The sequence below is a fragment of the Streptomyces sp. NPDC032161 genome (assembly GCF_040636995.1).
Lineage (GTDB): Bacteria > Actinomycetota > Actinomycetes > Streptomycetales > Streptomycetaceae > Streptomyces.
In genome coordinates this window covers 132567-155568 of the sequence record NZ_JBEZVN010000010.1, presented here as the reverse complement: position 1 = coordinate 155568, position 23002 = coordinate 132567, and the positions used below count along the sequence as shown (strand labels likewise).

26 protein-coding genes, 1 tRNA gene and 1 riboswitch are annotated in these 23002 nt (G+C 69.4%); of the genes, 10 read left to right on the top strand and 17 right to left on the bottom strand.

The features are described 5' to 3' along the window. Nucleotides 1–144 precede the first annotated feature (144 nt). Nucleotides 145–387 (top strand): hypothetical protein, encoded by a 243-nt coding sequence (locus tag AB0E67_RS20685; RefSeq protein WP_362028662.1) that lies wholly within the window; start codon nucleotides 145–147, stop codon nucleotides 385–387. Between the two features lie 106 nt (nucleotides 388–493). Then, entirely contained in the window at nucleotides 494–934 is a 441-nt protein-coding gene (locus AB0E67_RS20680) for a hypothetical protein (protein ID WP_362028659.1), read from the top strand. 210 nt (nucleotides 935–1144) lie between these two features. Here the strand turns inward: AB0E67_RS20680 and AB0E67_RS20675 are convergent, their stop codons facing one another. From AB0E67_RS20675 to AB0E67_RS20660, 4 genes are all read right to left on the bottom strand, one after another. Continuing rightward, entirely contained in the window at nucleotides 1145–1831 is a 687-nt protein-coding gene (locus tag AB0E67_RS20675; protein ID WP_362028708.1) for a DUF1707 domain-containing protein, read from the bottom strand. A gap of 54 nt (nucleotides 1832–1885) precedes the next feature. Continuing rightward, nucleotides 1886–3076 carry an ATP-binding cassette domain-containing protein gene (locus AB0E67_RS20670; RefSeq protein WP_362028657.1) on the bottom strand — a complete coding sequence of 397 codons (1191 nt, stop codon included), beginning with the start codon at nucleotides 3074–3076 and terminating at the stop codon, nucleotides 1886–1888. Nucleotides 3077–3262: 186 nt separating this feature from the next. Then, nucleotides 3263–4132, bottom strand: a complete 870-nt coding sequence (locus tag AB0E67_RS20665; protein WP_362028655.1) for an ABC transporter permease — start codon at nucleotides 4130–4132, stop codon at nucleotides 3263–3265. Next, the gene (locus tag AB0E67_RS20660) at nucleotides 4125–4925 is read right to left on the bottom strand and encodes an ABC-2 family transporter protein (protein ID WP_362028652.1); all 801 of its coding nucleotides are present in this window, start codon (nucleotides 4923–4925) and stop codon (nucleotides 4125–4127) included. Before AB0E67_RS20660 ends, AB0E67_RS20665 begins: the two co-directional genes overlap by 8 nt. Before the next feature lie 170 nt (nucleotides 4926–5095). Between AB0E67_RS20660 and AB0E67_RS20655 the strand changes: the two genes are divergently transcribed. After that, entirely contained in the window at nucleotides 5096–7699 is a 2604-nt protein-coding gene (locus AB0E67_RS20655; RefSeq protein ID WP_362028649.1) for a transglycosylase domain-containing protein, read from the top strand. Here the strand turns inward: AB0E67_RS20655 and AB0E67_RS20650 are convergent. From AB0E67_RS20650 to AB0E67_RS20640, 3 genes are all read right to left on the bottom strand, one after another. Further along, the gene (locus AB0E67_RS20650) at nucleotides 7693–8013 is read right to left on the bottom strand and encodes a multidrug efflux SMR transporter (RefSeq protein WP_362028646.1); all 321 of its coding nucleotides are present in this window, start codon (nucleotides 8011–8013) and stop codon (nucleotides 7693–7695) included. The genes AB0E67_RS20655 and AB0E67_RS20650 overlap by 7 nt on opposite strands. Before the next feature lie 38 nt (nucleotides 8014–8051). Continuing rightward, nucleotides 8052–8115, bottom strand: a riboswitch (guanidine-III (ykkC-III) riboswitch). Between the two features lie 124 nt (nucleotides 8116–8239). Next, nucleotides 8240–8542, bottom strand: a complete 303-nt coding sequence (locus tag AB0E67_RS20645; protein ID WP_107430514.1) for a co-chaperone GroES — start codon at nucleotides 8540–8542, stop codon at nucleotides 8240–8242. A gap of 100 nt (nucleotides 8543–8642) precedes the next feature. Then, the gene (locus AB0E67_RS20640; protein WP_362028644.1) at nucleotides 8643–8963 is read right to left on the bottom strand and encodes a DUF3618 domain-containing protein; all 321 of its coding nucleotides are present in this window, start codon (nucleotides 8961–8963) and stop codon (nucleotides 8643–8645) included. Nucleotides 8964–9090: 127 nt separating this feature from the next. Between AB0E67_RS20640 and bcp the strand changes: the two genes are divergently transcribed. From bcp to AB0E67_RS20620, 4 genes are all read left to right on the top strand, one after another. Then, nucleotides 9091–9558: a thioredoxin-dependent thiol peroxidase gene (gene bcp, locus AB0E67_RS20635; RefSeq protein ID WP_362028642.1), complete on the top strand. Its 468-nt coding sequence runs from the start codon at nucleotides 9091–9093 to the stop codon at nucleotides 9556–9558. A gap of 434 nt (nucleotides 9559–9992) precedes the next feature. Next, nucleotides 9993–10619 carry an HNH endonuclease gene (locus AB0E67_RS20630; protein WP_362028639.1) on the top strand — a complete coding sequence of 209 codons (627 nt, stop codon included), beginning with the start codon at nucleotides 9993–9995 and terminating at the stop codon, nucleotides 10617–10619. Next, entirely contained in the window at nucleotides 10616–11455 is an 840-nt protein-coding gene (locus tag AB0E67_RS20625) for an HNH endonuclease signature motif containing protein (protein ID WP_362028636.1), read from the top strand. Before AB0E67_RS20630 ends, AB0E67_RS20625 begins: the two co-directional genes overlap by 4 nt. A 12-nt stretch (nucleotides 11456–11467) precedes the next feature. Continuing rightward, nucleotides 11468–11543 (top strand) — tRNA-Leu (locus AB0E67_RS20620). Between the two features lie 50 nt (nucleotides 11544–11593). Here AB0E67_RS20620 and rdgB read toward each other — a convergent pair. The 4 genes from rdgB to AB0E67_RS20600 all read right to left on the bottom strand — a co-directional run bounded on the left by rdgB (nucleotide 11594) and on the right by AB0E67_RS20600 (nucleotide 14064). After that, on the bottom strand, nucleotides 11594–12196 hold the full coding sequence (gene rdgB, locus AB0E67_RS20615) for an RdgB/HAM1 family non-canonical purine NTP pyrophosphatase (RefSeq protein WP_360112939.1): 603 nt from the start codon (nucleotides 12194–12196) through the stop codon (nucleotides 11594–11596). Between the two features lie 52 nt (nucleotides 12197–12248). Then, a complete protein-coding gene (locus tag AB0E67_RS20610) occupies nucleotides 12249–12647 on the bottom strand; it encodes a hypothetical protein (RefSeq protein WP_362028632.1) in 399 nt (132 codons plus the stop codon). Nucleotides 12648–12749: 102 nt separating this feature from the next. After that, the gene (gene rph, locus AB0E67_RS20605; protein WP_362028629.1) at nucleotides 12750–13487 is read right to left on the bottom strand and encodes a ribonuclease PH; all 738 of its coding nucleotides are present in this window, start codon (nucleotides 13485–13487) and stop codon (nucleotides 12750–12752) included. Nucleotides 13488–13830: 343 nt separating this feature from the next. Further along, entirely contained in the window at nucleotides 13831–14064 is a 234-nt protein-coding gene (locus AB0E67_RS20600) for a PTS glucose/sucrose transporter subunit IIB (RefSeq protein ID WP_014046255.1), read from the bottom strand. A 222-nt stretch (nucleotides 14065–14286) separates the two neighbouring features. Here AB0E67_RS20600 and AB0E67_RS20595 point away from each other — a divergent pair, with 222 nt between their 5' ends. Then, nucleotides 14287–15597 carry a PTS transporter subunit EIIC gene (locus AB0E67_RS20595; protein WP_362028626.1) on the top strand — a complete coding sequence of 437 codons (1311 nt, stop codon included), beginning with the start codon at nucleotides 14287–14289 and terminating at the stop codon, nucleotides 15595–15597. Nucleotides 15598–15899: 302 nt separating this feature from the next. Further along, nucleotides 15900–17183: a PTS transporter subunit EIIC gene (locus AB0E67_RS20590; protein ID WP_362028623.1), complete on the top strand. Its 1284-nt coding sequence runs from the start codon at nucleotides 15900–15902 to the stop codon at nucleotides 17181–17183. A gap of 180 nt (nucleotides 17184–17363) precedes the next feature. Here AB0E67_RS20590 and AB0E67_RS20585 read toward each other — a convergent pair whose 3' ends face one another. Then, nucleotides 17364–18113 (bottom strand): MBL fold metallo-hydrolase, encoded by a 750-nt coding sequence (locus AB0E67_RS20585; RefSeq protein ID WP_362028620.1) that lies wholly within the window; start codon nucleotides 18111–18113, stop codon nucleotides 17364–17366. Nucleotides 18114–18290: 177 nt separating this feature from the next. Here AB0E67_RS20585 and AB0E67_RS20580 point away from each other — a divergent pair, with 177 nt between their 5' ends. Further along, nucleotides 18291–18794 (top strand): type II toxin-antitoxin system PemK/MazF family toxin, encoded by a 504-nt coding sequence (locus AB0E67_RS20580; protein WP_362028618.1) that lies wholly within the window; start codon nucleotides 18291–18293, stop codon nucleotides 18792–18794. Nucleotides 18795–19054: 260 nt separating this feature from the next. Here the strand turns inward: AB0E67_RS20580 and AB0E67_RS20575 are convergent, their stop codons facing one another. From AB0E67_RS20575 to AB0E67_RS20555, 5 genes are all read right to left on the bottom strand, one after another. Beyond that, a complete protein-coding gene (locus AB0E67_RS20575) occupies nucleotides 19055–20005 on the bottom strand; it encodes a cysteine synthase (protein ID WP_073783373.1) in 951 nt (316 codons plus the stop codon). After that, nucleotides 20005–20337 carry a MoaD/ThiS family protein gene (locus AB0E67_RS20570; RefSeq protein ID WP_362028615.1) on the bottom strand — a complete coding sequence of 111 codons (333 nt, stop codon included), beginning with the start codon at nucleotides 20335–20337 and terminating at the stop codon, nucleotides 20005–20007. Before AB0E67_RS20570 ends, AB0E67_RS20575 begins: the two co-directional genes overlap by 1 nt. A 158-nt stretch (nucleotides 20338–20495) precedes the next feature. Beyond that, complete coding sequence (locus AB0E67_RS20565; RefSeq protein ID WP_362028612.1) at nucleotides 20496–20621, bottom strand: putative leader peptide; 126 nt, start codon at nucleotides 20619–20621, stop codon at nucleotides 20496–20498. Nucleotides 20622–20745: 124 nt separating this feature from the next. Then, a complete protein-coding gene (locus AB0E67_RS20560) occupies nucleotides 20746–21177 on the bottom strand; it encodes a M67 family metallopeptidase (RefSeq protein ID WP_362028609.1) in 432 nt (143 codons plus the stop codon). A gap of 68 nt (nucleotides 21178–21245) precedes the next feature. Beyond that, the gene (locus AB0E67_RS20555; protein WP_362028606.1) at nucleotides 21246–22685 is read right to left on the bottom strand and encodes an amino acid permease; all 1440 of its coding nucleotides are present in this window, start codon (nucleotides 22683–22685) and stop codon (nucleotides 21246–21248) included. Nucleotides 22686–23002 lie beyond the last annotated feature (317 nt).

Below are 23002 nucleotides of genomic sequence, written 5' to 3'. Positions count from 1 at the left end.
CGCTCCACCCGTCCGCATACGCATCACCCCCCGGTGTCCGTACGCATTGTGCCTGTCTGTCCTACTCCCACGCCGCACGTGGAGTTCCCGACGCCTGCTTCATCATGGGACCAGCCCGACACGTACGAGGAGAAAACACCGTCCATGCCCAGGCTCCGGGGACGCGCCCCGCTCATCGCCCTCGTGGCGGCCACCGCCGCACTCGCCGCCGGGGCGGCGTCCGCCGGTCCGCTGCTGTTCCCCGGTGCCCCGTCGCTCACCGGTCGCCCGCCGAGTTTCGGCTCCCTGCCGGGTTCCGGCCCGGATACCAGTGGTACGCACCCGCAGCCGATCGCTGACCTGGAACACCACGAATCGGTCCCGGACCGGCTCTGGCAGTGGGACTGAACGGATTGGTCGGCGCGGAACAGCCGCAACGGAACGGCCGGGACGGGACAAGTACGGGCCCGCACATCGATTGCCGTTCCCGACCCGAGCGCCGTCATACTCCGGCATGAGCAGAATCGCACAGGTCATCGTGCTGGCGCTGTACGCCGACGAGGTCATGGAACCGCTGACCCGGCCCGATGACTCACGCAGTTGGCGAGGCACGTTCCGATCGCTGGACCTGTTCGCAGGTGGGTGGGTCATCGAGTTCGACCGCATGAGGCCGCGTACAGGCCTGCTGAGGCATCTGGAGTCGCTTCCCTGGCCCGATCCCCGCATGGTGCAAGTGCTGATCCACGACGAGGAGGACGATGTCTTCGGACTGTGGATGATGCGGGACGGCGCACTGGCCGAGGTGCCCCTGCCGGGCACCCGGCGCTACCACGGCGCGGCCCCGCCGACCGACGAGTACCCGCCGAGCCCGGGGTATCTCTGGCTGGCGAACGGCCCCGAAGCCGAACGCGAAGACCTGTTCACGGAGCCACAGGATCCGCGCCCCGCCTGGTAGCGGCGGGTGACTCGGGCAGGGAGTAGTCACATGCCCGGCCGGACAACTCCCGAGGGTCGTCCCGTAATCCGTGGCGGATCGGCGCGCGGCGTGGGATGGGACGCATCGCAAGGCGGACGGGCGTCCGCGCACGGGATGCACGTGGGGGTTCCGACAACGCGGCGAGGCGCCCCATCCGACGCCGCGCGCCTGGGGATCACGGGACGTCCCTCAGCCGTCCCGCCCCTCGCCCTTCTCCAGCCGTCCGCGCCCGCGCCCCAGCTCCCGCTCCCGCTCCGCCTCCTTGAGCCGCTGTCTCTCCGCCTTGCTCCTCTTGCGTTCCACTCCGACACCGCCCATCAGCGCGAACCCGGTGATCCGCACGCGAGGCGCGTCCGGCGACGGGACGCCTTCGTCCTTCGAGCTCTCCCCGAAGCCGCCCATGATGCCGATGCCTCTGACCTCGACGTTCAGCTCCGGCGGAACCGTCACATGGATGCCGCCCATGATCGTGAAACAGCGGATGACCACCTCGCGGTCCTCGAAGTTCGCCTCACGCAGATCGATGTCACCGCCGCCCCACATCGCGAAGCCGGTGAACTTCCGGCCCACCGTCCAGTTGCCCCGGCGGCCGAACCCGCCCCAGAGGGCGAACCCGCCGCTCGACGTGGCCGGCTTGCCGATCCGGTCCACCCAACGCAGCTCCGAACCGGTCGCCGCAGGGGCCTGACCCACCGGGCGCACATGGGTGCCGGGGGCCGGCAGATCCCGGACGAGCGGCTCCAACTCCCCATGCGTACGCGCCTTGTAGGTCGCGTCGAGCCGCTGCTCGAACTCCTCCATCTCCAGCCGACCCTCGGCCACCGCCTCGCGCAGGGTCTCGGCGATGCGCTCACGCTCGGCGTCGGAGGCACGCATTTCAGGAAGCTCACTCGTCATACCGCGCAGCCTATTGAACCCCACGTGGTTCCGTCACCGATCCACATGCGTCCGCACGCCGTCGGCCGACGCGTACATCTTCGCGATCACCGCCTCGATGTCGGGCTCCCGCACCGAGAGATCGACCAGCGGATGATCCGCGGCGATCCGGGCGACCAGTGGCGCGGCCGACTCCGAGGCCGGGAAGGACAGCCACTGACGCGGCCCCTCCACCTTCACCGTACGCACGAAGGGCGCCGACTCCAGCCGGATGGGCGGGAGTTCACGCTCCAGGTCGACCACCAGCATCCGCTCGCTCTGCCCCACCGCGTGCAGCCCGGCCAGTGCGCCGTCATACATCAGCCGACCGTGGTCGATCACCATCACACGCTTGCAGAGCTGCTCGATGTCGGTCAGATCGTGCGTGGTCAGCAGCACCGTCGTACCGCGCTCCGCGTTCAGGTCCCGCAGAAAGCCACGCACCTTGGACTTGGAGACGACGTCGAGGCCGATCGTCGGCTCGTCCAGGTACAGCACCTCGGGATCGTGCAGCAGAGCCGCCGCGATGTCGCCACGCATCCGCTGCCCCAATGACAGCTGCCGTACAGGAACGTCCAACAGCTCGCCCAGATCGAGGAGTTCGACGCACCGGTCCAGGTTCTCGCGGTAGCGGGCGTCCGGGATCCGGTACATCCGGTGCATCAGCCGGTACGAATCGCGCAGCGGCAGGTCCCACCACAGCGTGGTGCGCTGGCCGAACACCACACCGATCCGGTGCGCCAGCCTCGTGCGCTCCCTGGACGGGTCGATGCCCGCCACCCGCAGCCGGCCGCCGCTCGGGGTGAGGATGCCGGTCAGCATCTTGATCGTGGTCGACTTGCCGGCGCCGTTCGGGCCGATGTACCCGACCATCTCGCCGCGCGGGACACGGAAGCTGATCGAATCGACCGCCCGCACCTGACGGCGCTCACGCCGCAGGAAACCGGTCCTGCGGCGCACGTCGAAGACCTTCTCGACGTTGTCGAGCACGATGAAGTCGGCCTCTCCACCGCTCTCGGCGCCGGATTTTCCAGCGACCTCGGCGGTGGCCTTCGCACCCACTCCTCCACCGGCCTTCGCGCCGGCTCCTCCACCGGCCCCGGCGCCGACAGAGCCACCGGGACGGCCCCTTTCCCCCGCACGGGCGCCCTCCCCCGCCGCCATCCCGGCCCGGGCCTCCGCCTCCGCCTCCGCCTCTGCGTCCATCTCCGATGCCCCTGTTCCTGTCCGTGTCCCGGCCCTTGCGGCTGCGCCCGCGTCCGTACCCGTGTCCGCGTCCGTGCCCGCCCCGTACTGCTCCTGCCTCACACCTCTCGGCCTACGTCTCCTGCCCCCTCCGCCCCTCGTCCCCTCGCGCCTCGCCCCTCGTGCCGTCCCCGCCGCGCATCCCGGTCAACTGCCCGTGCTGCGGTACGCGCGCAGGCCCTTGCGCCAGGCCAGGCCCGCGCCCACCCAGCACAGGGCGGCCACCGCCGGAGGCAGGAACGCCACCCACTCCGGCAGCCCCAGCGGGTACTCCCGGCCCAGCACGTACAGCGCGGGCAGCCAGTTCACGAACGCCAGCGGCACCACGAACGTCACCCCGCGCACCAGATCCTTCGCGAAGATCGACGGCGGGTACTGGAGCAGTGTGTTCCCGCCGTACGTGAAGGAGTTCTGCACCTCGGAGGCGTCCTGCGCGACGAACTGGAACGCCGCCCCGGCCACGAACACCGCCGCGAAGATCGCCGCACCGCTCAGCAGCATCAGCGGGACCACCGCCACCTTCAGCGGTGTCCACCCGATGTCCAGCACCACCAGCGCGTACCCGAGGACCAGCACGCCCTGCGTGATGCGCCCCAGCCTGCGCAGCGCGAACCGGTCCGCCGCGACCTGGGCCAGCACCGGCACCGGCCGCACCAGCAACGTATCCAGCGTGCCGTCGCGCACCCGCCGCCCCAACCGGTCCATCGAGCCCATGACCAGGTCGGCGAGACCGAAGGCGGTGCCCGAGGCCCCGTACAGCAGGGCGATCTCCGGCAGCGAGTAACCGCCCAGCGCGTCGACGTGCGAGAACATCAGCATGATCGCGACGAAGTCGAAGGCCGTCACAGCGAAGTTCCCGAACGCCGTCATCGCGAACGAGGCCCGGTACGCCATGGTCGAGCGCAGCCACATCGTCGCGATCAGCCCGTACGCCCGGACCCCCTCGACGAACAGCGACCGCTCGACGAACACCACCGCGGGCCGGTCCGCCCCGGCCCTCCCTGCCGCCTCAGCCACCCTGGACCACCACCCTCCGCGTCGCCACCGACTGCAGCAGCCGTCCCGCCAGCAGCAGCGCCAGCGCCCAGCCGCCCTGGAACGCGTACGCCTCCACCAGCCCCCACCCCGTGCGCTTGCCGAGGAGCACATCGGCCGGCACCTGGAGCAGCGACGACCACGGCAACACCCGAGCCACCTCGCCCAGCGCCCCGGGAAACAGCGTCAGCGGCAGCAGCATCCCGGAGAAGAACAGCCCGGCCAGGGACGTCATCTGCGACACCCCCGCCCCGTCCAGCAGCCAGAACGCGGAGAGCGCCACCAGATAGCGGATCGCGAAACTGACGACGACGCCGAGCGCCACCGAGACGAGAAAGGCCGACCAGACCACCGGCGAGGTCGGCAGAGCGAGTTCGAAGGCGAGCGAACCCAACAGCATCGGCGCCACACCGCGGCCCAGCAGATGGAAGGCCGCGCGCCCCAAGTCACCCGCGAGCCACCACAGTTGGAGGTCCGCCGGACGGTAGAGATCGACCGCCACATCACCCGTCCGGATGCGCTCGATCAGTTCCTCCTCGAAGCCGCCGCCCATCATGGCGCAGGTCATGAGCAGTGCCTGCCCCAGCCATACGTAGGTGAGCGCCTGGGGCATGTCGTAGCCGCCGAGCCGCGGGCGCTCGTCCCACAGGGCCACGTAGGTGTACGTCATGATGAAACCGAAGACGGTGTTGGTGAACACTCCCGCTGCCGTGGCGGTCCGATATGTGGCGTAGCGCCGGAAGCCACCCGCCGCCACCACCGCGTACAACCGCACCTCATCGCTCCCGTCACCCGGGTGCCGAGCCCCCGTCAGGCACCAAAGCGCATGACATTAGCCCCGAGTGGGCGGTCACCGCGAGCGCTTTTCGGTGGTCGATCCGGTGCGTATTGGCCAGAAATGTGCACTATGGGGGAAGTGACCGCGGCCGAGGAGTCTGCACCGACATGAGCGACGAGCCACAGCAGCCGGGCGGAAGACACGAACCCGGCAACCAGCCCTCCGGGGCCCCGTCCGCCCGCGCCGACAGCAGCACCGGCACCGCCGGAGTCACCGACACCACTGGCACCGCTGACACCGCTCGCATCACCGATGCCGTCGGCACCGCAGGGACCAAAGGTGCCGCTGGTGGCACAGGCACTGCCGGCAGGAACAACAACACCGACACCACCGGCAGCGCCGACCCCGGACAGCACGACGACGGCAGCGGCACCGACGAGCCGAGGGAGAGCGACGAGGCGCAGGAGGACGAACACCCCGGGCGGACCGGCCGACGCCGGATCGCCGGCGCCCTGCGCACCGCCGTCGGCGCCCTGCTCCTGGTGGCCCTGCTCCTGCTCGGCGGCCTCATCGCCGGATACGAACTCGTCGACATCCCGGCCGCCAACGCCAACGCCACCGCGCAGTCCAACGTCTACCTCTACCGGGACGGCAGCGTCATCGCCCGCTCCGGCAAGGTCAACCGGGAGAACGTCAGACTCTCCCAGGTCCCGCTCACCGTCCAGCGCGCCGTCCTCGCCGCGGAGGACCGCGACTTCTACTCCGAACGGGCCATCGACCTCAAGGCCATGACCCGCGCGGCCTGGAACACCCTCACCGGCAAGGGCACCCAGGGCGGATCGACCATCACCCAGCAGTACGTCAAGAACTACTACCTGGGCCAGGAACGGACCGTCCCGCGCAAGGTCAAGGAACTCTTCATCGCGGTCAAGCTCAACCGCGAACAGCCCAAGAGCCAGATCCTCGAGGGCTACCTCAACACCAGCTACTTCGGCCGCAACGCCTACGGCATCCAGGCCGCCGCCCTGGCCTACTACGGCAAGGACGTCGAGCAGATCACCACCGCCGAGGGCGCCTACCTCGCATCCCTCCTCAACGCCCCCAGTGCGTACGACGTCGTCGTCCACCCCGAGAACAGGACCGCGGTCCTCGCCCGCTGGCGCTACGTCCTCGACGGCATGGTCAAGGAGAAGTGGATCAGCCCCGCCGAACGGGCCGCCATGAAATTCCCCGTACCGGGCAAGGTCAGGCCGCCCACCGGACTCTCCGGACAGCGCGGCTACATCGTCCAGGCCATCGACGACTACCTCACCGCCCACGGCGTCATCGACGAGAACACCCTGGCCACCGGGGGCTACCGGATCACCACCACCCTGGAGAAGGAGAAGCAGAACGCCCTCGTCAAGGCCGTCGACGACAACGTCACCTCGCAGACCAGCACCCAACGCGACATCGACCGCCACGTCCGCGTCGGCGGCGCCTCCATCGACCCCGCCACCGGCCGGGTCGTCGCCATGTACGGCGGCTTCGACTACACCAAGCAGTACGTGAACAACGCGACCCGCCGCGACTACCAGGTCGGCTCCACCTTCAAGCCGTTCGTCTTCGCCTCCGCCGTCGCCAACGACTCCACCACCCAGGGCGGCCGCCGCATCACCCCCGCCACCATCTACGACGGCACCACCAAACGTATGGTCCAGGGACGCAACGGCTCCACCGGCTACGCCCCCGCCAACGAGGACGACCGCAGCTACGGCCGCATCACCGTGAGCACCGCCACCGACCGGTCCGTCAACGCCGTCTACGCCCAGATGGCCCAGGACGTCGACCCCGCCAAGGTCGGCCGGACCGCGGTCGCCCTCGGCATCCCCGAGAACACCCCCGACCTCACCGCTTCACCGTCCATCGCCCTCGGTGTCGCCACCGCCAGCGTCCTCGACATGACCGAGGCGTACGCCACCCTCGCCAACCACGGCGTGCACCACGCGCACATCCTCGTCGACAAGGTCAGCAAGGACGGCGAAGACCTGGCACTGCCCGGCCGGAGCACCGGACAGGCCGTGCCCCGCGAAGCCGCCGACACCACCACCTGGATGCTACGGAGCGTCGTCGAGGACGGCACCGGAACCGCCGCCCAGTCCGCCGGCCGCCCCGCCGCGGGCAAGACCGGCACCGCCGAGGAGGACCGGGCCGCCTGGTTCGCCGGCTACACCCCCGACCTCGCCACCGTCATCGCCGTCATGGGCCAGGACCCCAAGACCGGTGCGCAGAAATCGCTCTACGGAGCACTCGGGCTCTCCCGCATGAGCGGCGGCGGACCACCCGCCCGGATCTGGGGGCAGTACACCGGCGCGGCACTGCTCAACGGCGCGGCCAAGAACTTCGACCTCCACCTCCAGAACGGCTTCGACGAAGAAGACCTCGACTATGCCGAGTGGGAGATCGAGGATCCCTACGACCACGGAAGGTACGGCACCAGAAGACCGTACGAGAACCTCTACGGCCCCCCGGCCCACCGCGGACCCGCCCCGCCCGCCGCCAAACCGCGGAAGCCCGGAAGCGGCGCACCCACCGGCGGCGGGACGCAGGTCCCCGGGACGGGGCACGCGACCGGGAACGGCAACGGGGGCGGGGGCGGGGGCGGCGCCGGAACCGGAGGCGCCACAGAACACGCGCCCCGCCCGGGCACCGGGGTCACTCCCGCACCCCCGGACACGCACACCCCCCGGTCCACGCCCCCGCCGCACACCACCACGGCACCGCGTCAGTGACCGGACGTCGCCTTCAGCCCCACGACGGCCACCAGCAGCAGACAGACGAAGAAGATCCGGGCGGCGGTCGCCGGCTCCCCCAGGACCACCATGCCGAGCACCGCCGCACCGGCCGCACCTATGCCGACCCACACCCCGTAGGCCGTACCGATCGGCAGCGTCCGCGCCGCATGGGACAGCAACAGCATGCTCGCCACGATCCCGAACCCGGTGAACACGCTCGGCCACAGCCGCGTGAACCCCTCCGTGTACTTCATACCGATCGACCAGGCCACTTCCAGGAGACCGGCGAGCACCAGCAGAACCCACGCCATGACGACACCTCCGACGAGACAGAACACGCGAACTACCAGGTGCGTCGTCTTTGCGAATCCCGGTACGGCGCGTCTCGTCGGGTGGCTCCACCGTAGCAAAGCACACGCAAGAGGCCCGGTGACCTCGGTCACCGGACCCCTGCACCACACACGGCACTCACACCCCGCGCGCCAGGACAGCGCGGAGTGAACGACGCGAGCCGCGGATCGGACTACAGATGTCGGGCTACAGATACAGCCCGGTCGAATCCTCCGACCCCTCGAACCGGTCCGCCGCCACCGCGTGCAGATCCCGCTCACGCATCAGCACATACGCCACACCGCGCACCTCGACCTCCGCACGGTCCTCGGGATCAAACAGCACCCGGTCCCCCGGCTCCACCGTCCGCACGTTCTGGCCCACGGCGACCACCACCGCCCAGGCCAGCCGGCGGCCGACCGCGGCCGTCGCCGGAATCAGGATCCCGCCGCCCGAACGCCGCTCGCCCTCCGGCGCATCGGACCGGACCAGCACACGGTCGTGCAACATGCGGATGGGCAGCTTGTCGTCGGTGTTGTTCTCGCTCACGACCCGCAACCTACCTGCCCGGCACCGCTCCGCACGCCTCCGGGGTGCACAGATCGCCGCATCAGTTCTTCCGGCGCTTCCTCGACGTCGCGATCAGCCCCACGAGACCGACCGCGAGCAGCGCCACCGGCACGACACGCTCCAGACGCGGCGCCCCGTCCTCGGCCACGAACTGCGCCTTGACGTCCGACACCGCCCGGTTCACCGCGACGAAAGCCCGACCGGCCGTCCGGTCGACCGCCTCGGCGGCCCTGGCCTTCGCATCGTCCATGATCGTCTTCGGGTGCACCCGCACCCCGATCTCGTCGAGCACCACCGCGAGCTGCTCACGCCTGCTGATGATGTCCGCCTCGATCTGCGCAGGGGTCCTGGCATCCGACACCGCGCCGCCTCCGTGATACTCGTCCGTCAATCTTCATCGACAGTCTGTCAGCTCGACCGCCCACGCACCCGGCGGCACCCCTATTACGCTCGGTCCCGTACACCGCACGCGCCACCTGAGGAGAACCATGAGCGAGCGACTCCAGCCCGGCGACACCGCCCCCGCCTTCACCCTTCCAGACGCCGACGGCAACGAGATCTCGCTCGCCGACCACAAGGGCCGCAAGGTCATCGTCTACTTCTACCCGGCTGCCCTGACCCCTGGCTGCACCAAGCAGGCCTGCGACTTCACCGACAACCTGGCGCTGCTCGCCGACGCCGGATACGACGTCATCGGCGTCTCCCCCGACAAGCCCGAGAAGCTCGCCAAGTTCCGCGAGAAGGAGAACCTCAAGGTCACCCTGGTCGGCGACCCCTCCAAGGAGATCCTCACGGCGTACGGCGCCTTCGGGGAGAAGAAGCTCTACGGCAAAACGGTGACGGGAGTCATCCGTTCCACGATCGTCGTGGACGAGGACGGCAAGGTCGAACGGGCCCTCTACAACGTCAAGGCCACCGGCCACGTAGCCAAGATCATCAAGGACCTCGGCATCTGACCCCGTCACCCGATCCCCGGCGGCCGGTCCCGGCCCCGGCATCGGGCCCGGCGCCCCGGCTGTCACCCAGGCCCCCCGAACGGCCCAACGCGGATGAGGAACACCCGCATGCCACGGGAACCGTCCGCATGTGAGGGACGTCGCATTCGGCCGCCGCACCGGTTTGAGGCCGCCATGACCGCGCAGAAGCCCTTCCTGGAGCACCCCCGAGGAAAGGACCCGGTCATGGCGGCCCGACCCGAAGTTCCGACCGGGGAGGACCGCGCGTGAGGTCTCCGCCGGAGAGCGGAACGGAATGGTCCGCACCACTTCAACCGCAGCTGAAGCGGCATGAACCATTCCATATCTTGTCGGATATAGGACGTGACTCTCCGACAAACGGACCGTTACTCCGTACGAGACCACGAACGCGCGGTCGGATACGGAGGGGATCGATGACCCGTCGATACACACGAGACCTGCTCGAAGAGGCGGCACGCGAGACAAACAGCTACGACGAAGCGGTCCGTTGGTGCGGAGGCACGCCGACGACAGGCAGCAGGCGTTACCTTCGGCAGAAGATGGCAGAGGCGGACATCGACACCTCACATTTCGCCAATACGCAACTACGTCACACCGATGAACGGCTGCGGGAACTCGTCGCCTGCTCCAAGAGCGTCAATGAGGTGGTGCGCCGACTTGGCATCAATCCAGTGGGAGGCAACCAAGCCCACATCGGCCGCAGAATCGCCGCACTGGGCATCGACACATCCCATTTCCTTCGCACCGCTCATCCCCACCCAAGGGGTTCTCGCGAAAGCCGACTGGTCATGGGCTCGCCCGAGAACGGCAGGGTTACCGGCTCACGCCTGCGTCGCGAGTTGCTTGGCATCGGAATCCGGGAGGAATGTGCCGAGTGCGGCATCGGCCCGGAGTGGCAAGGCATGCCGCTCCGGCTTGAGGTCGACCACCTCAATGGTGATTGGTGGGACAACCGACCGGAAAACCTGCGCCTTCTCTGTCCCAACTGCCATGCAACCACAGACACTTATCGCGGGCGTAAGCGGGGGACAACCACGTGAGCAACCAGGGCAAGTACCCTCGCGAGTTGCTGGCGCGAACAGCAGCGAGCGCCACCAGCCTCGTTGACCTCCTTCGTCAACTGGGCGCCCCGTTGGGCAGCCGCCCGGCCCGCTACCTCCGGGATCGTCTGAAGCACTACGGGATCGACACCTCTCACTTCGTTGAAGAGCCGCTCCCAAGGCGTGAGCCACGCGCCTACACAAGGGAGCTCCTCGCCAGAGCAGCGGCCAATTCGCACAGCATTCGCGAAGTGATCGAGTTCATGGGCTTCCCTCCCAGCGACAGCCCATACGACTACATCAGGAAGAAGCTCGACCGGCTCGGGATCGACACCTCCCATTTCACCAGCGGCCGCAGACACGGAGTGCGCACTCTGCCCCGGGAAGAACTGACCTCCGCCGTCAATACTTCCCAAAGCCTGGCCAGCGTATTGAAGCTTCTCGACCTGCCCGACACGGGAGCCAACCGCACACGCGTGAAGCGGAGCATCGACGTGTACGGGATCTCGACCAGCCACTTCGCAGGACAGGCGCACTGCCGGGGCACACGTTCCCCGTACCGCAAATCAGCGGCCGAGATCCTTCGATGCCTGGACCCCGGCTCGTCACGTACACCAACCGCCCTCCTGCGAAGGGCGCTCGACGACTGCGAAGTACCTCACGTCTGCACGAAATGCGGCACCGGAGACATCTGGCGAGGCAGGCGTCTCGTTCTGGAGATCGACCACATCAACGGCAACAGAACCGACAACCGTCGCAAGAATCTGCGGTATCTGTGCCCGTCATGCCACAGTCAGACCGAATCCTTCTCGAAGCGGCACGGGCGCGCACAGTAGAGTGGGGCGCGCGGGTCCGTACCCCAGCTGGCCAAGAGGGCGCCGGTTTAGGTCCGGTGTGTCGTGGGTTCGAGTCCCACCGGGCCCACAGATGAAAAGGGGCCGTCACCTTCCTTTGAAGGTGACGGCCCCCTCTCGTCACCCCACCAGCTCCCGCACCACCGGCACCAGGGCCCGGAACGCCTTGCCGCGGTGGCTGATCGCGTTCTTCTCGGCCGGGGTCAGTTCCGCGCAGGTGCGGGTCTCGCCGTCCGGCTGGAGGATCGGGTCGTAGCCGAAGCCGTTGGTGCCGGACGGGGTGTGGCGCAGGGTGCCGGTGAGTCGGCCCTCGACCACGCGTTCCGTGCCGTCGGGGAGGGCCAGGGCCGCCGCGCAGGCGAAGTGGGCGCCGCGGTGGGGGGTGTCGATGTCGGAGAGCTGGGCCAGGAGCAGGTCCAGGTTGGCCCGGTCGTCTCCGTGGGTGCCTGCCCAGCGGGCGGAGAAGATGCCGGGGGCGCCGCCCAGGACGTCGACGCAGAGGCCGGAGTCGTCGGCGATGGCCGGATGGCCGGTGGCCTTCGCGAGGGCGTGGGCCTTCAGGAGGGCGTTCTCCGCGAACGTGACGCCGGTCTCCTTGACGTCCGGGACATGGGGGTACGCGTCCGCGCCGACGAGTTCGTGGTCGAGGCCGGCGTCGGCGAGGATCGCGTGGAGTTCGGTGATCTTCCCGGTGTTGCGGGTGGCGAGGATGAGACGGGTCATGCCCCCAGTATCGGGGGTGGCGCGTGGAGCCCGTTCGGCGCGTCAGGCCCGGTCAGGGCGTGCAGATCTTGCCGATCTCCGTGGCGGCGTCGACGACCGGGGTGATGTCGGGGGCCGTTTCGCCCTTCTCGATGGCGTCGCGGATGTTGCCGACGGCGGTGTCGAGGTGGTCGACGGCCTTGCCGAGGTCGGCGTCACCGGCGGTGTCGCCGAGTTCGCCCAGTTCCTTCTCGATCTCGTCGAGGGCTTCGGATGCCTGGGTGGGGTCGTTCGAGGCGTTGGAGGCGGCCTGTTGGAGGTTGTCGACACTGGTGGCGATGGCATCGGCGGTGCGTACGCAGTCGAGTGCCTTGTCGACGGCGCCGCAGCCGGCCGCCGCGCCGAGGGTGAGGGCGACGGCGGTCAGGGTCAGCGCGACGGTGGTGCGGCGGTGGCGGGTTGCCTCGGCCATGGTGCGGTTCCTCCCCGGGTGCGGATACGCGGACGGGCGCACGGTTCGATCCGTGCGCCCGTGCTCGTAACGACGCCTTGTGGTGCGTATGTGGTTGCTTCCTCACTCGCCGGTCGTGCGGGCGAGGGCCTCGGTCTGGAGGGCGGTGAGCTCGGTGCAGCCCGCGGTGGCGAGGTCGAGGAGGGTGCCCAGTTCCTTGCGGTCGAAGGGGGTGGCCTCGGCGGTGCCCTGGACCTCGACGAAGCGGCCGTCGCCGGTGCAGACGACGTTCATGTCGGTCTCGGCTCGGACGTCCTCCTCGTAGCAGAGGTCGAGGAGGGGGGTGCCGTCGACGATGCCGACGCTGACGCCGGAGACGGTGCCGGTCAGGGGCTTGCGGCCGTGCTTGACGAGCTTCTTGCCCTGGGCCCAGGTCACGGCGTCGGCGAGGGCGACGTAGGCGCCGGTGATGGCGGCGGTGCGGGTGCCGCCGTCGGCCTGGAGGACGTCGCAGTCGAGGACGATGGTGTTCTCGCCGAGGGCCTTGAAGTCGACGACGGCGCGCAGGGAGCGGCCGATGAGCCGGCTGATCTCGTGGGTGCGGCCGCCGATCTTGCCGCGTACGGACTCGCGGTCGCCGCGGGTGTTGGTGGAGCGGGGCAGCATCGAGTACTCGGCGGTGACCCAGCCTTCGCCGCTGCCCTTGCGCCAGCGGGGGACGCCCTCGGTGACGGAGGCGGTGCAGAAGACCTTGGTGTCGCCGAAGGAGATGAGGACGGAGCCTTCGGCGTGCTTGCTCCATCCGCGTTCGATGGTGACGGGGCGGAGCTGTTCGGGGGTGCGGCCGTCGATACGAGACATGGTGTCGACCCTATCGGGTGCGGGAATGGCGCCCGTTCGGGTGCGGTGCGGGGCCGGTCGGGTGCGGTACGGGCCTCCGGGGGCGGAGCGGCCCGGCCCCGTCCTCGCGGGTGGTCCGCACGGAGGTCCGAAGCCGTGGTCCGGGGAAGCGGTCGGCCGGGTGCGGCACAGGCCCCGTCCGGCGGGGCGGGGCCTGTGATGACGCCTGGCGGTCCGGCTCAGCCGAGGGGCCGGAGGCGGCGGGCTCGGCGGGTGGTCCCGTGTGCGGTCGCGGTCGTACGGGAGGTGTCGCGTACGGTCCGGCGTGCGGTCGCGCGGGAGGTCCTGCGTGCGGTCCGGCCGGTCACATCATGTCTTCGATGTCGGCGGCGATGGGGTCGGCGTCGGTGCCGATGACGACCTGGATCGCGGTGCCCATCTTGACGACGCCGTGGGCCCCCGCGGCCTTGAGCGCGGCCTCGTCGACCTTGCTGGGGTCGTGGACCTCGGTGCGGAGGCGCGTGATGCAGCCTTCGATCTCGTCGATGTTGTCGATGCCGCCGAGCCCGGCGACGATCTTCTCGGCCTTGCTGGCCATGGCGTTCTCCCTGCTTGTTCACGTGCGTGCGACGGCCCACCCTGGGTCCGTTTCGTCACCGTAACGCACGTTTGGCCCAGCTTCGCGGGCGAGCGACCGGTCCATCCTCAATGATGACGACCACCGACGCCCTGTCCGCCGGACGGGTTACGCACCGTACCTCAAGTGGTCTACACCAGTTTGCGCCAGCCGGTGAACGCGCCGGTTCCGGGGAGGACACCGATGAGCTCCAGCAGTACCGCAGCACCGCGGAAGACATGGTGGAACAGCTTCTTCCAGGGCCTTCAGAAGATGGGGCGCAGCCTCCAGCTCCCGATCGCCGTCCTGCCCGCGGCGGGCATCCTCAACCGGCTGGGCCAGCCGGACGTGTTCGGCGACGAGGGCCTGGGCTGGGACAGCGTGGCCAAGGTGTTCGCGGCGGCGGGCGGTGCGCTGCTCGATTCGGGACTCGGTCTGCCGTTGTTGTTCTGCATCGGCGTGGCGATCGGCATGGCGAAGAAGGCGGACGGGTCGACGGCACTCGCCGCGGTGGCGGGCTTCCTCGTCTACTACGCGGTGCTGCACGCCTTCCCGGTGGACTGCGCGCCGGGTTCGACGTTCACCTCGGGCGGCACCTGGTCGGGGACCTGCGTCACGAAGGACGCCAAGGTCACGGCGGCCGAGTACCAGAACCCCGGGGTGTTCGGCGGCATCGTGATGGGGCTGCTGTCCGCCTGGTTCTGGCAGCGCTACCACCGGGTCAAGCTGGTGGACTGGCTGGGCTTCTTCAACGGCCGCAGGCTCGTACCGATCATCATGGCCTTCGTCGGCCTGCTCTTCGCGGCGCTGTGCGCCTGGCTGTGGCAGCCGATCGGGGACGGTCTGACGAGCTTCTCCAAGTGGCTGGTGGACCTGGACTGGGCGGGTTCCGGCGTCTTCGGCATCGCCAACCGCGCGCTGCTGGTCATCGGCCTCCACCAGTTCCTGAACACCTTCACCTGGTTCCAGTTCGGCGACTTCACCAAGCCGGACGGGACGGTGGTGCACGGTGACATCAACCGGTTCCTGGCGGGCGACCCGACGGCCGGGCAGTTCACCTCGGGCTTCTTCCCGATCATGATGTTCGCCCTTCCGGCGGCGGCACTGGCGATCCATCACTGCGCCAAGCCGCATCGCCGCAAGGCGGTCGGCGGCATGATGCTCTCGGTCGGGCTGACGTCGTTCGTGACGGGTATCACCGAGCCGATCGAGTACTCGTTCCTCTTCGTCGCGCCGCTGCTGTACGGGATCCACGCCGTGCTCACCGGCGTCTCGATGGCGGTGACCTGGGCGCTCGGGGTCAAGGACGGCTTCAGCTTCTCGGCGGGCCTGATCGACTACGTCATCAACTGGAGCCTGGCGACCAAACCGTGGCTGATCATTCCGATCGGCCTGGTGTTCGCCGCCGTCTACTACGTGATCTTCCGGTTCGCGATCACCAGATTCAACCTCCAGACGCCGGGGCGGGAGCCCGAGGAGGTGGCGGAGGAGATCGAGGGGGACCTCACGAAGTAGTACGGCGAACGGGCCTTTCGGCCCGCCCGGAGAAGGCCCTCGGACTCTGCCGCCCGGGGGGCTCCACACTGCCGCCCGGGGGGCTCCACACTGCCGCCCCATGCACGGAATCACGATTGCGAATAAATCCGGAATCATAGGTTCCTTATCTGGCCCACACCGTGTTACAACTGGTCTAAACCACTGAATGGTGCAGACCACGTGGCGCTCTGCCGCGTTCTCCGAGTCGCCGCCCTTCCCCCCTCGTCGATGGCTCCTTCATCGACGCCGCGGGCCGCGCCTTGCCCCCATGGAGGAAGTTGATGTCCACGGCAGACACCGTCCCCGCGGCCACCGGGAAGCCCTCGGCAGGCAAAAAGAAGGGCGCCGGTGCCATGGCTGTCATGCAGCGCATCGGCCGCAGCCTCATGCTTCCGGTCGCGGTGCTGCCCGCGGCCGCGCTGCTGGTCCGCCTCGGCAACGACGACATGCTCGGCAGGGAGTCGTTCCCCGGCTTCATCACCAAGATCGCGAGTTTCATGGCCGCGGGTGGCAACGCCATCCTCGACAACATGGCGCTGCTGTTCGCCGTCGGCATCGCGATCGGCTTCGCCAAGAAGTCGGACGGCTCGACCGCGCTCGCGGCCGTCACCGGTTACCTGGTCTTCCAGAAGGTGCTCGCCACCTTCACCGACAGCAATCTTCCGCAGGTTGCGAAGGTGGTCGACGGCAAGATCGTGATGACGGACGCCCCGGTGGACGCGAAGGTCCTCGGCGGTGTGGTGATGGGCCTCGTGGTCGCGCTGCTCTACCAGCGGTTCTACCGGACGAAGCTGCCGGCCTGGGCGGGCTTCTTCGGCGGTCGCCGCCTGGTCCCGATCCTCTCCGCGTTCGCGGGCCTGGTCATCGGCATCGCCTTCGGCTACATCTGGCCGGTGCTCGGGACCGGGCTGCACAACCTCGGTGAGTGGCTGGTCGGTTCCGGCGCGGTCGGCGCGGGCATCTTCGGCGTCGCCAACCGTGCGCTGATCCCGGTCGGCATGCACCACCTGCTGAACTCGTTCCCGTGGTTCCAGGCCGGTGAGTTCAACGGCAAGAGCGGCGACATCAACCGCTTCCTGGCCGGTGACCCGACGGCCGGGCAGTTCATGACCGGGTTCTTCCCGATCATGATGTTCGCCCTTCCCGCGGCCTGCCTCGCGATCGTCCACTGCGCCCGTCCGGAGCGTCGCAAGGTCGTCGGCGGCATGATGTTCTCCCTCGCGCTCACCGCGTTCGTGACCGGTGTGACCGAGCCGATCGAGTTCACGTTCATGTTCATCGCCCCGGTGCTGTACGCGGTGCACGCGGTGCTGACCGGTGTCTCGATGGCCCTCACCTGGGGCCTCGGGATGAAGGACGGTTTCGGCTTCTCGGCGGGTGCGGTCGACTTCCTGCTGAACCTGGGAATCGCGACCAAGCCGTGGCTGCTGGTGCTGGTCGGGCTCTGTTCCGCGGTGGTCTACTACGCGGTCTTCCGCTTCGCGATCACCAAGTTCAACCTGCCGACGCCGGGCCGCGAGTCCGACGAGGAACTCGCCGAGATCCTCAAGGCCGAGGCGAAGTAGCCGGACCGAAGCAGCCGAGACGAAGTTGCCGAGCGAAGCGGGCGCGGCGAAGTTGCCGAAGCCGCCGAAGCGGAAAATGCGGAGGCGAGGCGGCGGAGGCGGGCTGCGGGCGCGGCACGGTGGCCATCTGGGCGCGGCAGCCGTCGGGGCGCGGTCTCGGGGCGCGGTCTCGGGGCGCGGTCAGACCTCGTAGACCGCGCCCGCCGCCGCCACTGACGCCGGGCCGTCGAAGGCCGCGCGGGCGTCGGCCAGGTTGCGGTCGGCGTCGGTCCACGGCGGGATGTGGGTGAGGACGAGCCGTCCGACTCCGGCGCGGGCGGCGATCTCGCCCGCCTCGCGGCCGTTGAGGTGGAGGTCCGGAATGTTCTCCTTGCCATGGATGAACGATGCTTCGCAGAGGAAGAGGTCGGCTCCTTCGGCGAGCTCGTCCAGCGCCTCGCAGGTCCCGGTGTCGCCGGAGTAGGTGAGCGAACGGCCGCCGTGCTCGATCCGGATGGCGTAGGAGTCGACCGGGTGGCAGACCTTCTCGACGCGTACGGAGAAGGGGCCGATCGCGAACGAGCCCGGCTTCAGCGTGTGGAAGTCGAAGACCTCGCCCATCGCCCGCTCGGACGGGGTGTCGCCGTGGGCCGTGGTCAGCCGTTGTTCGGTGCCGTCGGGACCGTAGACCGGGAGGGGTGCGGGGCGGCCGCCGAACCGGTAGTAGCGGACGACGAAGTACGCGCACATGTCGATGCAGTGATCGGCATGGAGATGGCTCAGGAAGATGGCGTCGAGGTCGTAGAGACCGATGTGGCGCTGCAGCTCTCCGAGGGCGCCGTTGCCCATGTCGAGGAGCAGCCTGAAGCCGTCGGCCTCGACGAGGTAGCTCGAACACGGTGAGACCGCGGAGGGGAACGAGCCGGAGCAGCCGACGACGGTGAGCTTCATGGAGCGTGAACCTCCGGGACGTGGGAACGGGGAGGGTTCGTACGGTCTGTTGAGCGGTCCGACGAGCGTAAGGTGCGAAACCACCGGTCGCTCCTCCGTGGCCGTCCGTTGTGGGGGAACTCACCTGTGCTGTCACCGGTTCGACGGAAGGGCCCGGGGCGCCGGTACTGTCGGGGCATGAGCATGTCCTGGTGGTGGATCGCGTTCGGCGTCGTCGTGCTGCTCGCGCTCGTGGTGGCCGTGGCCGACGGGCGGGGTCGCGGCGGGCGGCGGCCCGGTCGTTCGGGTGGTCCGGCGGGGGCGCGCAGCGGCGGTCGTCCGGGTGGGCGCACGCGTCCTCCGGCGGGACCGGGGCGTGGGCCGGAGCCGGGGCGTGGGCCGCGGCCGGGTGAGATCTGGTGGGCCGAGGTGCCGTACGAGGACGGGCCGGGGGCGAAGGACCGGCCCTGTCTGGTGCTGCGGGTCCGGGGTGGCTCGGCGCTCGTCGCGAAGATCACCAGCAAGAACCACGAGGGCCGGCCGGGCGTGATCGCGCTGCCCGCCGGGGCGGTGGGGGACGCGCGGGGGCGGGCGAGTTTCCTGGAGACCGACGAGTTGCGGGAGGTCACCGTCCGGGTGTTCCGACGCCGGGTGGGGGTCGTCGACCCGGAGGTGTGGCAGCGGGTGCGGAAGCTGGTGTGAGGCGTCGCCCCGCCGCGCGTGTGACGGGTGAAGCGTTGGTGCTCGTACCGGACGGGACCGATGACCGGTCCGGACCGACGGGCCGTGGACCGACGGCCGGCCCGTGCGGGCCCGGACCGACCGCGGGCTGTGCGGGGGCACCGCGCCGACGACCGGCTTGTATCGGGCCGACCGGCTGGTACCGGGACGGGCGAGCTTCTCGTAGGCGGCGACCGGCTCGTCCGGGACCGGGACGTGCCGGTCCCGGACGGGTCCGGTCCCTATGCCCAGAGCTGGCCGTGCAGTGTTTCGATGGCGGCCTCGGTCGTCGGGGCCGTGTAGACACCGGTCGACAGATACTTCCAGCCGCCGTCGGCGACGACGAAGACGATGTCGGCGCTCTCCCCCGCCTTGACCGCCTTCTTTCCGACTCCGATGGCCGCGTGGAGTGCGGCGCCGGTGGAGACGCCCGCGAAGATGCCCTCCTGCTGGAGGAGTTCGCGGGTGCGGGTGACCGCGTCCGCCGAGCCGACGGAGAAGCGGGTGGTGAGGACCGAGGCGTCGTAGAGCTCGGGAACGAAGCCCTCGTCGAGGTTGCGGAGCCCGTAGACCAGATCGTCGTAGCGCGGCTCGGCGGCGACGATGCTGACGTCGGGCTTGTGCTCGCGCAGGTAGCGGCCGACGCCCATGAGGGTGCCGGTGGTGCCGAGACCCGCGACGAAATGGGTGACGGACGGGAGGTCGGCGAGGATCTCCGGGCCGGTGGTGGCGTAGTGGGCGCCCGCGTTGTCGGGGTTGCCGTACTGGTAGAGCATGACCCAGTCGGGGTGCTCGGCGGCCAGTTCCTTGGCGACGCGCACGGCGGTGTTGGAGCCGCCCGCCGCCGGGGAGGAGATGATCTCGGCGCCCCACATGGCGAGCAGGTCGCGCCGTTCCTGGGAGGTGTTCTCCGGCATGACGCACACGATGCGGTAGCCCTTGAGCTTGGCCGCCATGGCGAGCGAGATGCCGGTGTTGCCGCTGGTGGGCTCCAGGATGGTGCAGCCCGGAGTCAACCTGCCGTCCTTCTCGGCCTGTTCGACCATGTGGAGGGCCGGGCGGTCCTTGATCGAGCCGGTGGGGTTGCGGTCCTCCAGCTTGGCCCAGATCCGGACGTCCTCGGACGGCGACAGCCGCGGCAGGCGGACGAGCGGGGTGTTGCCTACCGCGGCGAGCGGGCTGTCGTACCGCATCAGCGCATTCCCGCCCGTCGCCCGACCACCGCCCCGACCGGACGGGGCTTCGCCTCGGCGGCCCCTCCGGCGACGGCCGGGAGGATGGTGATGCTGTCGCCGTCGCTGAGCTTGGTGGAGATGCCGTCGAGGAAGCGGACGTCCTCGTCGTTGAGGTACACGTTCACGAAGCGGCGGAGCTCGTCGCCGTCGACGATGCGCTCACGGATGCCGTTGTGGCGGCTGTCGAGGTCCGTGAGGAGGTCGGCGAGGGTCGCTCCGTCGCCCTCGACGGCCTTGGCGCCGTCGGTGTAGGTGCGGAGGATGGTCGGGATGCGGACCTCGATGGCCATGGCGTGGGCTCCTGTCGGAAGCTCGGAAGCGGAGAACGGAGAATGGTGAACGGTGAACGGGGAGGAGCGGGGGTGTGGCGGTGACACGGGGCGCGCGGCTCCAGCCCCGCGCGGGGGCGTCGCGTCGTGACCGGGTCCTCGGACTGCAAGCCCCCGGTTCAGGCCCTGCGGCCGCAGGACCGGCGGTTCGTACAGATCGCGCTGGAGAGCCTGCACAGGTCGACGTGCAGCCGCGCGACGAGCAGCATGCCCGGCGTCTTGTCGCTCACGTCATGGGGAACCATGCGGTCATCGTATCGATTCCCGGTCGTCGAATAAGAGTGTGATCTCACCTGGTGGTTGGATGACGCTCGACAGGTGGACAGGACCGTGGCGGGACCGGCCCCGTCCAGCCTGCGGAGTGCCGGGTCAGGCGGGTTCGTACGCCTCGACGACCTGGACGTCCTCCTCCGTGATCTCACCGTTCACGATGCGGTAGGAGCGGAACTGGAAGGGGCCCGCGTCGTCGGTGTCGGCGGTGGAGACGAGGACGTAGTGGGCGCCGGGCTCGTTGGCGTACGTGACGTCGGTGCGCGAGGGGTACGCCTCGGTCGCGGTGTGGGAGTGGTAGATGATCACCGGCTCCTCGTCCCGGTCGTCCATCTCCCGGTAGAGCTTGAGGAGGTCGCCCGAGTCGAACTCGTAGAAGGTGGGCGAGCGGGCGGCGTTGAGCATGGGGATGAACCGCTCGGCACGGCCGGTTCCGACGGGTCCCGCGACCACGCCGCACGCCTCGTCGGGATGGTCGGCGCGGGCGTGCGCGACGATCTGGTCGTAGAGCGCCTGGGTGATGGTCAGCATGGCGCCAGGATAGGCATGCGGTCCATGCCGTATCGAGGGACGGTACGACGGAGCCCGCATCGTGGACATCACGGGCGTCCGCGGGCCGCACCGACGGAGGCGCGGCCCCTGAGCGTCCGGTACGAGAGGCCGAGGACGACCGCCCAGAGCGGGGCGCAGTACAGCGAGATCCTGGTGTCCTCGTCGATGCCCATCATCACGACCACGAGGCCGATGAAGGCCAGCGCGAAGACGCTGGTGTACGGGGCTCCGGGGGTCCGGAAGGAGGATTCGGGGAGGGCGCCGCGGTCGGCGAGGCGCCGGTAGCGGAGCTGGCTGACGAGGATCATGATCCAGGCCCACATCCCGGAGATGGTGGCGAAGGAGACGACGTAGGTGAAGGCGTCGCCGGGCCACCGGTAGTTGATCCAGACGCCGACGAGCATGAGGGCGGCGGAGAACGTGGTGCCGACGAGCGGGGTGCCGTTACGGGTGAGCCGGGTGAGGCGCGCGGGACCCTGTCCGTTGAGCGCGAGGTCGCGGAGCATGCGGCCGGTGGAGTACATGCCGGAGTTGCAGGAGGAGAGGGCCGCGGTCAGTACGACGAAGTTGACGATGCCTGCGCCGAGGCCGAGGCCCATCCGCTCGAAGGCGGCCACGAACGGGGGGACGCCGGGCCGGAACTCGGTCCAGGGCACCACGGAGAGGATCATGACCAGCGCGCCGACGTAGAAGACGGCGATGCGCCACGGCACGGTGTTGATGGCCCGGGGCAGCACGGTCTTCGGATCCTTGGACTCGCCCGCGGTGACGCCGACGAGTTCCACGGCGAGGAAGGCGAACATCACGATCTGCAGGGTCATCAGGGTGCCCTTGACGCCGTTCGGGAAGAACCCGCCGTCCGCCCAGAGATGGGTGACGGAGGCGGTGTCGCCCGCGTCGGAGAAGCCGAGGGTGAGGACGCCCGCGCAGATGAGGATCATGCCGACGATGGCGGTCACCTTGACCATGGAGAACCAGAATTCGAGCTCGCCGAAGACCTTCACGGAGATCAGGTTCACGCCGTAGAGGACGACCGTGAACACCAGCGCCGACACCCACTGCGGGATGCTGAACCAGTACGTCATGTACTGGGCCGCCGCGGTGACTTCGGTGATGCCCGTGACGACCCAGAACAGCCAGTAGGTCCAGCCGGTGACGAAGCCGGCGAAGGGCCCGACGAACTCGCGGGCGTACTCCGAGAAGGAGCCGGAGACCGGGCGGTACATGAGGAGTTCACCGAGGGCACGCATGATGATGAAGATCACCCCGCCCGCGAGGACGTAGGCCAGGACGAGGCTCGGTCCCGCCTTGGAGATCGCCTTTCCCGCGCCGAGGAAGAGCCCGGTGCCGATGGCTCCGCCGATGGCGATCATCTGGATCTGGCGCGCTCCGAGCGTCCGCCGGTATCCCTCGCCCGTCGGGCCCGCGTCCGTGACCACCGCGACCGGTCGGCCGCCCTGCCCTTCGTCCACCCGCGCCGATGCCATGTACCGCGCCTTTCTCCCCGCCGGTCCGTGCCGCCGCGATCGCGCACCGGGTCCCGGTTCCGATGGACCGACTCCGGTTCCGGTACCGGGTCCGACTCCGGTTCCGAGACCGGTGCTGCCGGAGTACCGGCGGCGGCGTGCCGGACGCACAACGCCTTCTGGAACAGCGTGGCGCCGTACGGACGGTCGTGAACGCCCGTCACGGGCGGGCGGGCGGTGGTCCGGACGGCTGTCCGGCTTGCGCCACGGGGAGAAACGGGCGGTCACGCCCGGTGTCGCGGAGACGGCCGTTCAGGTGACGAGGGGCGCGGCGAGGG

Excerpts from the sequence above, each read along its gene's own strand:
- AB0E67_RS20685 (WP_362028662.1), top strand. The coding sequence starts at position 145 with ATGCCCAGGCTCCGGGGACGCGCCCCGCTCATCGCCCTCGTGGCGGCC.
- AB0E67_RS20680 (WP_362028659.1), top strand. The coding sequence starts at position 494 with ATGAGCAGAATCGCACAGGTCATCGTGCTGGCGCTGTACGCCGACGAG.
- AB0E67_RS20675 (WP_362028708.1), bottom strand. The coding sequence starts at position 1,831 with ATGCGTGCCTCCGACGCCGAGCGTGAGCGCATCGCCGAGACCCTGCGC.
- AB0E67_RS20670 (WP_362028657.1), bottom strand. The coding sequence starts at position 3,076 with ATGGACGCAGAGGCGGAGGCGGAGGCGGAGGCCCGGGCCGGGATGGCG.
- AB0E67_RS20655 (WP_362028649.1), top strand. The coding sequence starts at position 5,096 with ATGAGCGACGAGCCACAGCAGCCGGGCGGAAGACACGAACCCGGCAAC.
- AB0E67_RS20650 (WP_362028646.1), bottom strand. The coding sequence starts at position 8,013 with ATGGCGTGGGTTCTGCTGGTGCTCGCCGGTCTCCTGGAAGTGGCCTGG.
- AB0E67_RS20645 (WP_107430514.1), bottom strand. The coding sequence starts at position 8,542 with ATGTTGCACGACCGTGTGCTGGTCCGGTCCGATGCGCCGGAGGGCGAG.
- bcp (WP_362028642.1), top strand. The coding sequence starts at position 9,091 with ATGAGCGAGCGACTCCAGCCCGGCGACACCGCCCCCGCCTTCACCCTT.
- AB0E67_RS20630 (WP_362028639.1), top strand. The coding sequence starts at position 9,993 with ATGACCCGTCGATACACACGAGACCTGCTCGAAGAGGCGGCACGCGAG.
- rdgB (WP_360112939.1), bottom strand. The coding sequence starts at position 12,196 with ATGACCCGTCTCATCCTCGCCACCCGCAACACCGGGAAGATCACCGAA.
- AB0E67_RS20610 (WP_362028632.1), bottom strand. The coding sequence starts at position 12,647 with ATGGCCGAGGCAACCCGCCACCGCCGCACCACCGTCGCGCTGACCCTG.
- rph (WP_362028629.1), bottom strand. The coding sequence starts at position 13,487 with ATGTCTCGTATCGACGGCCGCACCCCCGAACAGCTCCGCCCCGTCACC.
- AB0E67_RS20600 (WP_014046255.1), bottom strand. The coding sequence starts at position 14,064 with ATGGCCAGCAAGGCCGAGAAGATCGTCGCCGGGCTCGGCGGCATCGAC.
- AB0E67_RS20595 (WP_362028626.1), top strand. The coding sequence starts at position 14,287 with ATGAGCTCCAGCAGTACCGCAGCACCGCGGAAGACATGGTGGAACAGC.
- AB0E67_RS20590 (WP_362028623.1), top strand. The coding sequence starts at position 15,900 with ATGTCCACGGCAGACACCGTCCCCGCGGCCACCGGGAAGCCCTCGGCA.
- AB0E67_RS20585 (WP_362028620.1), bottom strand. The coding sequence starts at position 18,113 with ATGAAGCTCACCGTCGTCGGCTGCTCCGGCTCGTTCCCCTCCGCGGTC.
- AB0E67_RS20580 (WP_362028618.1), top strand. The coding sequence starts at position 18,291 with ATGAGCATGTCCTGGTGGTGGATCGCGTTCGGCGTCGTCGTGCTGCTC.
- AB0E67_RS20575 (WP_073783373.1), bottom strand. The coding sequence starts at position 20,005 with ATGCGGTACGACAGCCCGCTCGCCGCGGTAGGCAACACCCCGCTCGTC.
- AB0E67_RS20570 (WP_362028615.1), bottom strand. The coding sequence starts at position 20,337 with ATGGCCATCGAGGTCCGCATCCCGACCATCCTCCGCACCTACACCGAC.
- AB0E67_RS20565 (WP_362028612.1), bottom strand. The coding sequence starts at position 20,621 with ATGGTTCCCCATGACGTGAGCGACAAGACGCCGGGCATGCTGCTCGTC.
- AB0E67_RS20560 (WP_362028609.1), bottom strand. The coding sequence starts at position 21,177 with ATGCTGACCATCACCCAGGCGCTCTACGACCAGATCGTCGCGCACGCC.
- AB0E67_RS20555 (WP_362028606.1), bottom strand. The coding sequence starts at position 22,685 with ATGGCATCGGCGCGGGTGGACGAAGGGCAGGGCGGCCGACCGGTCGCG.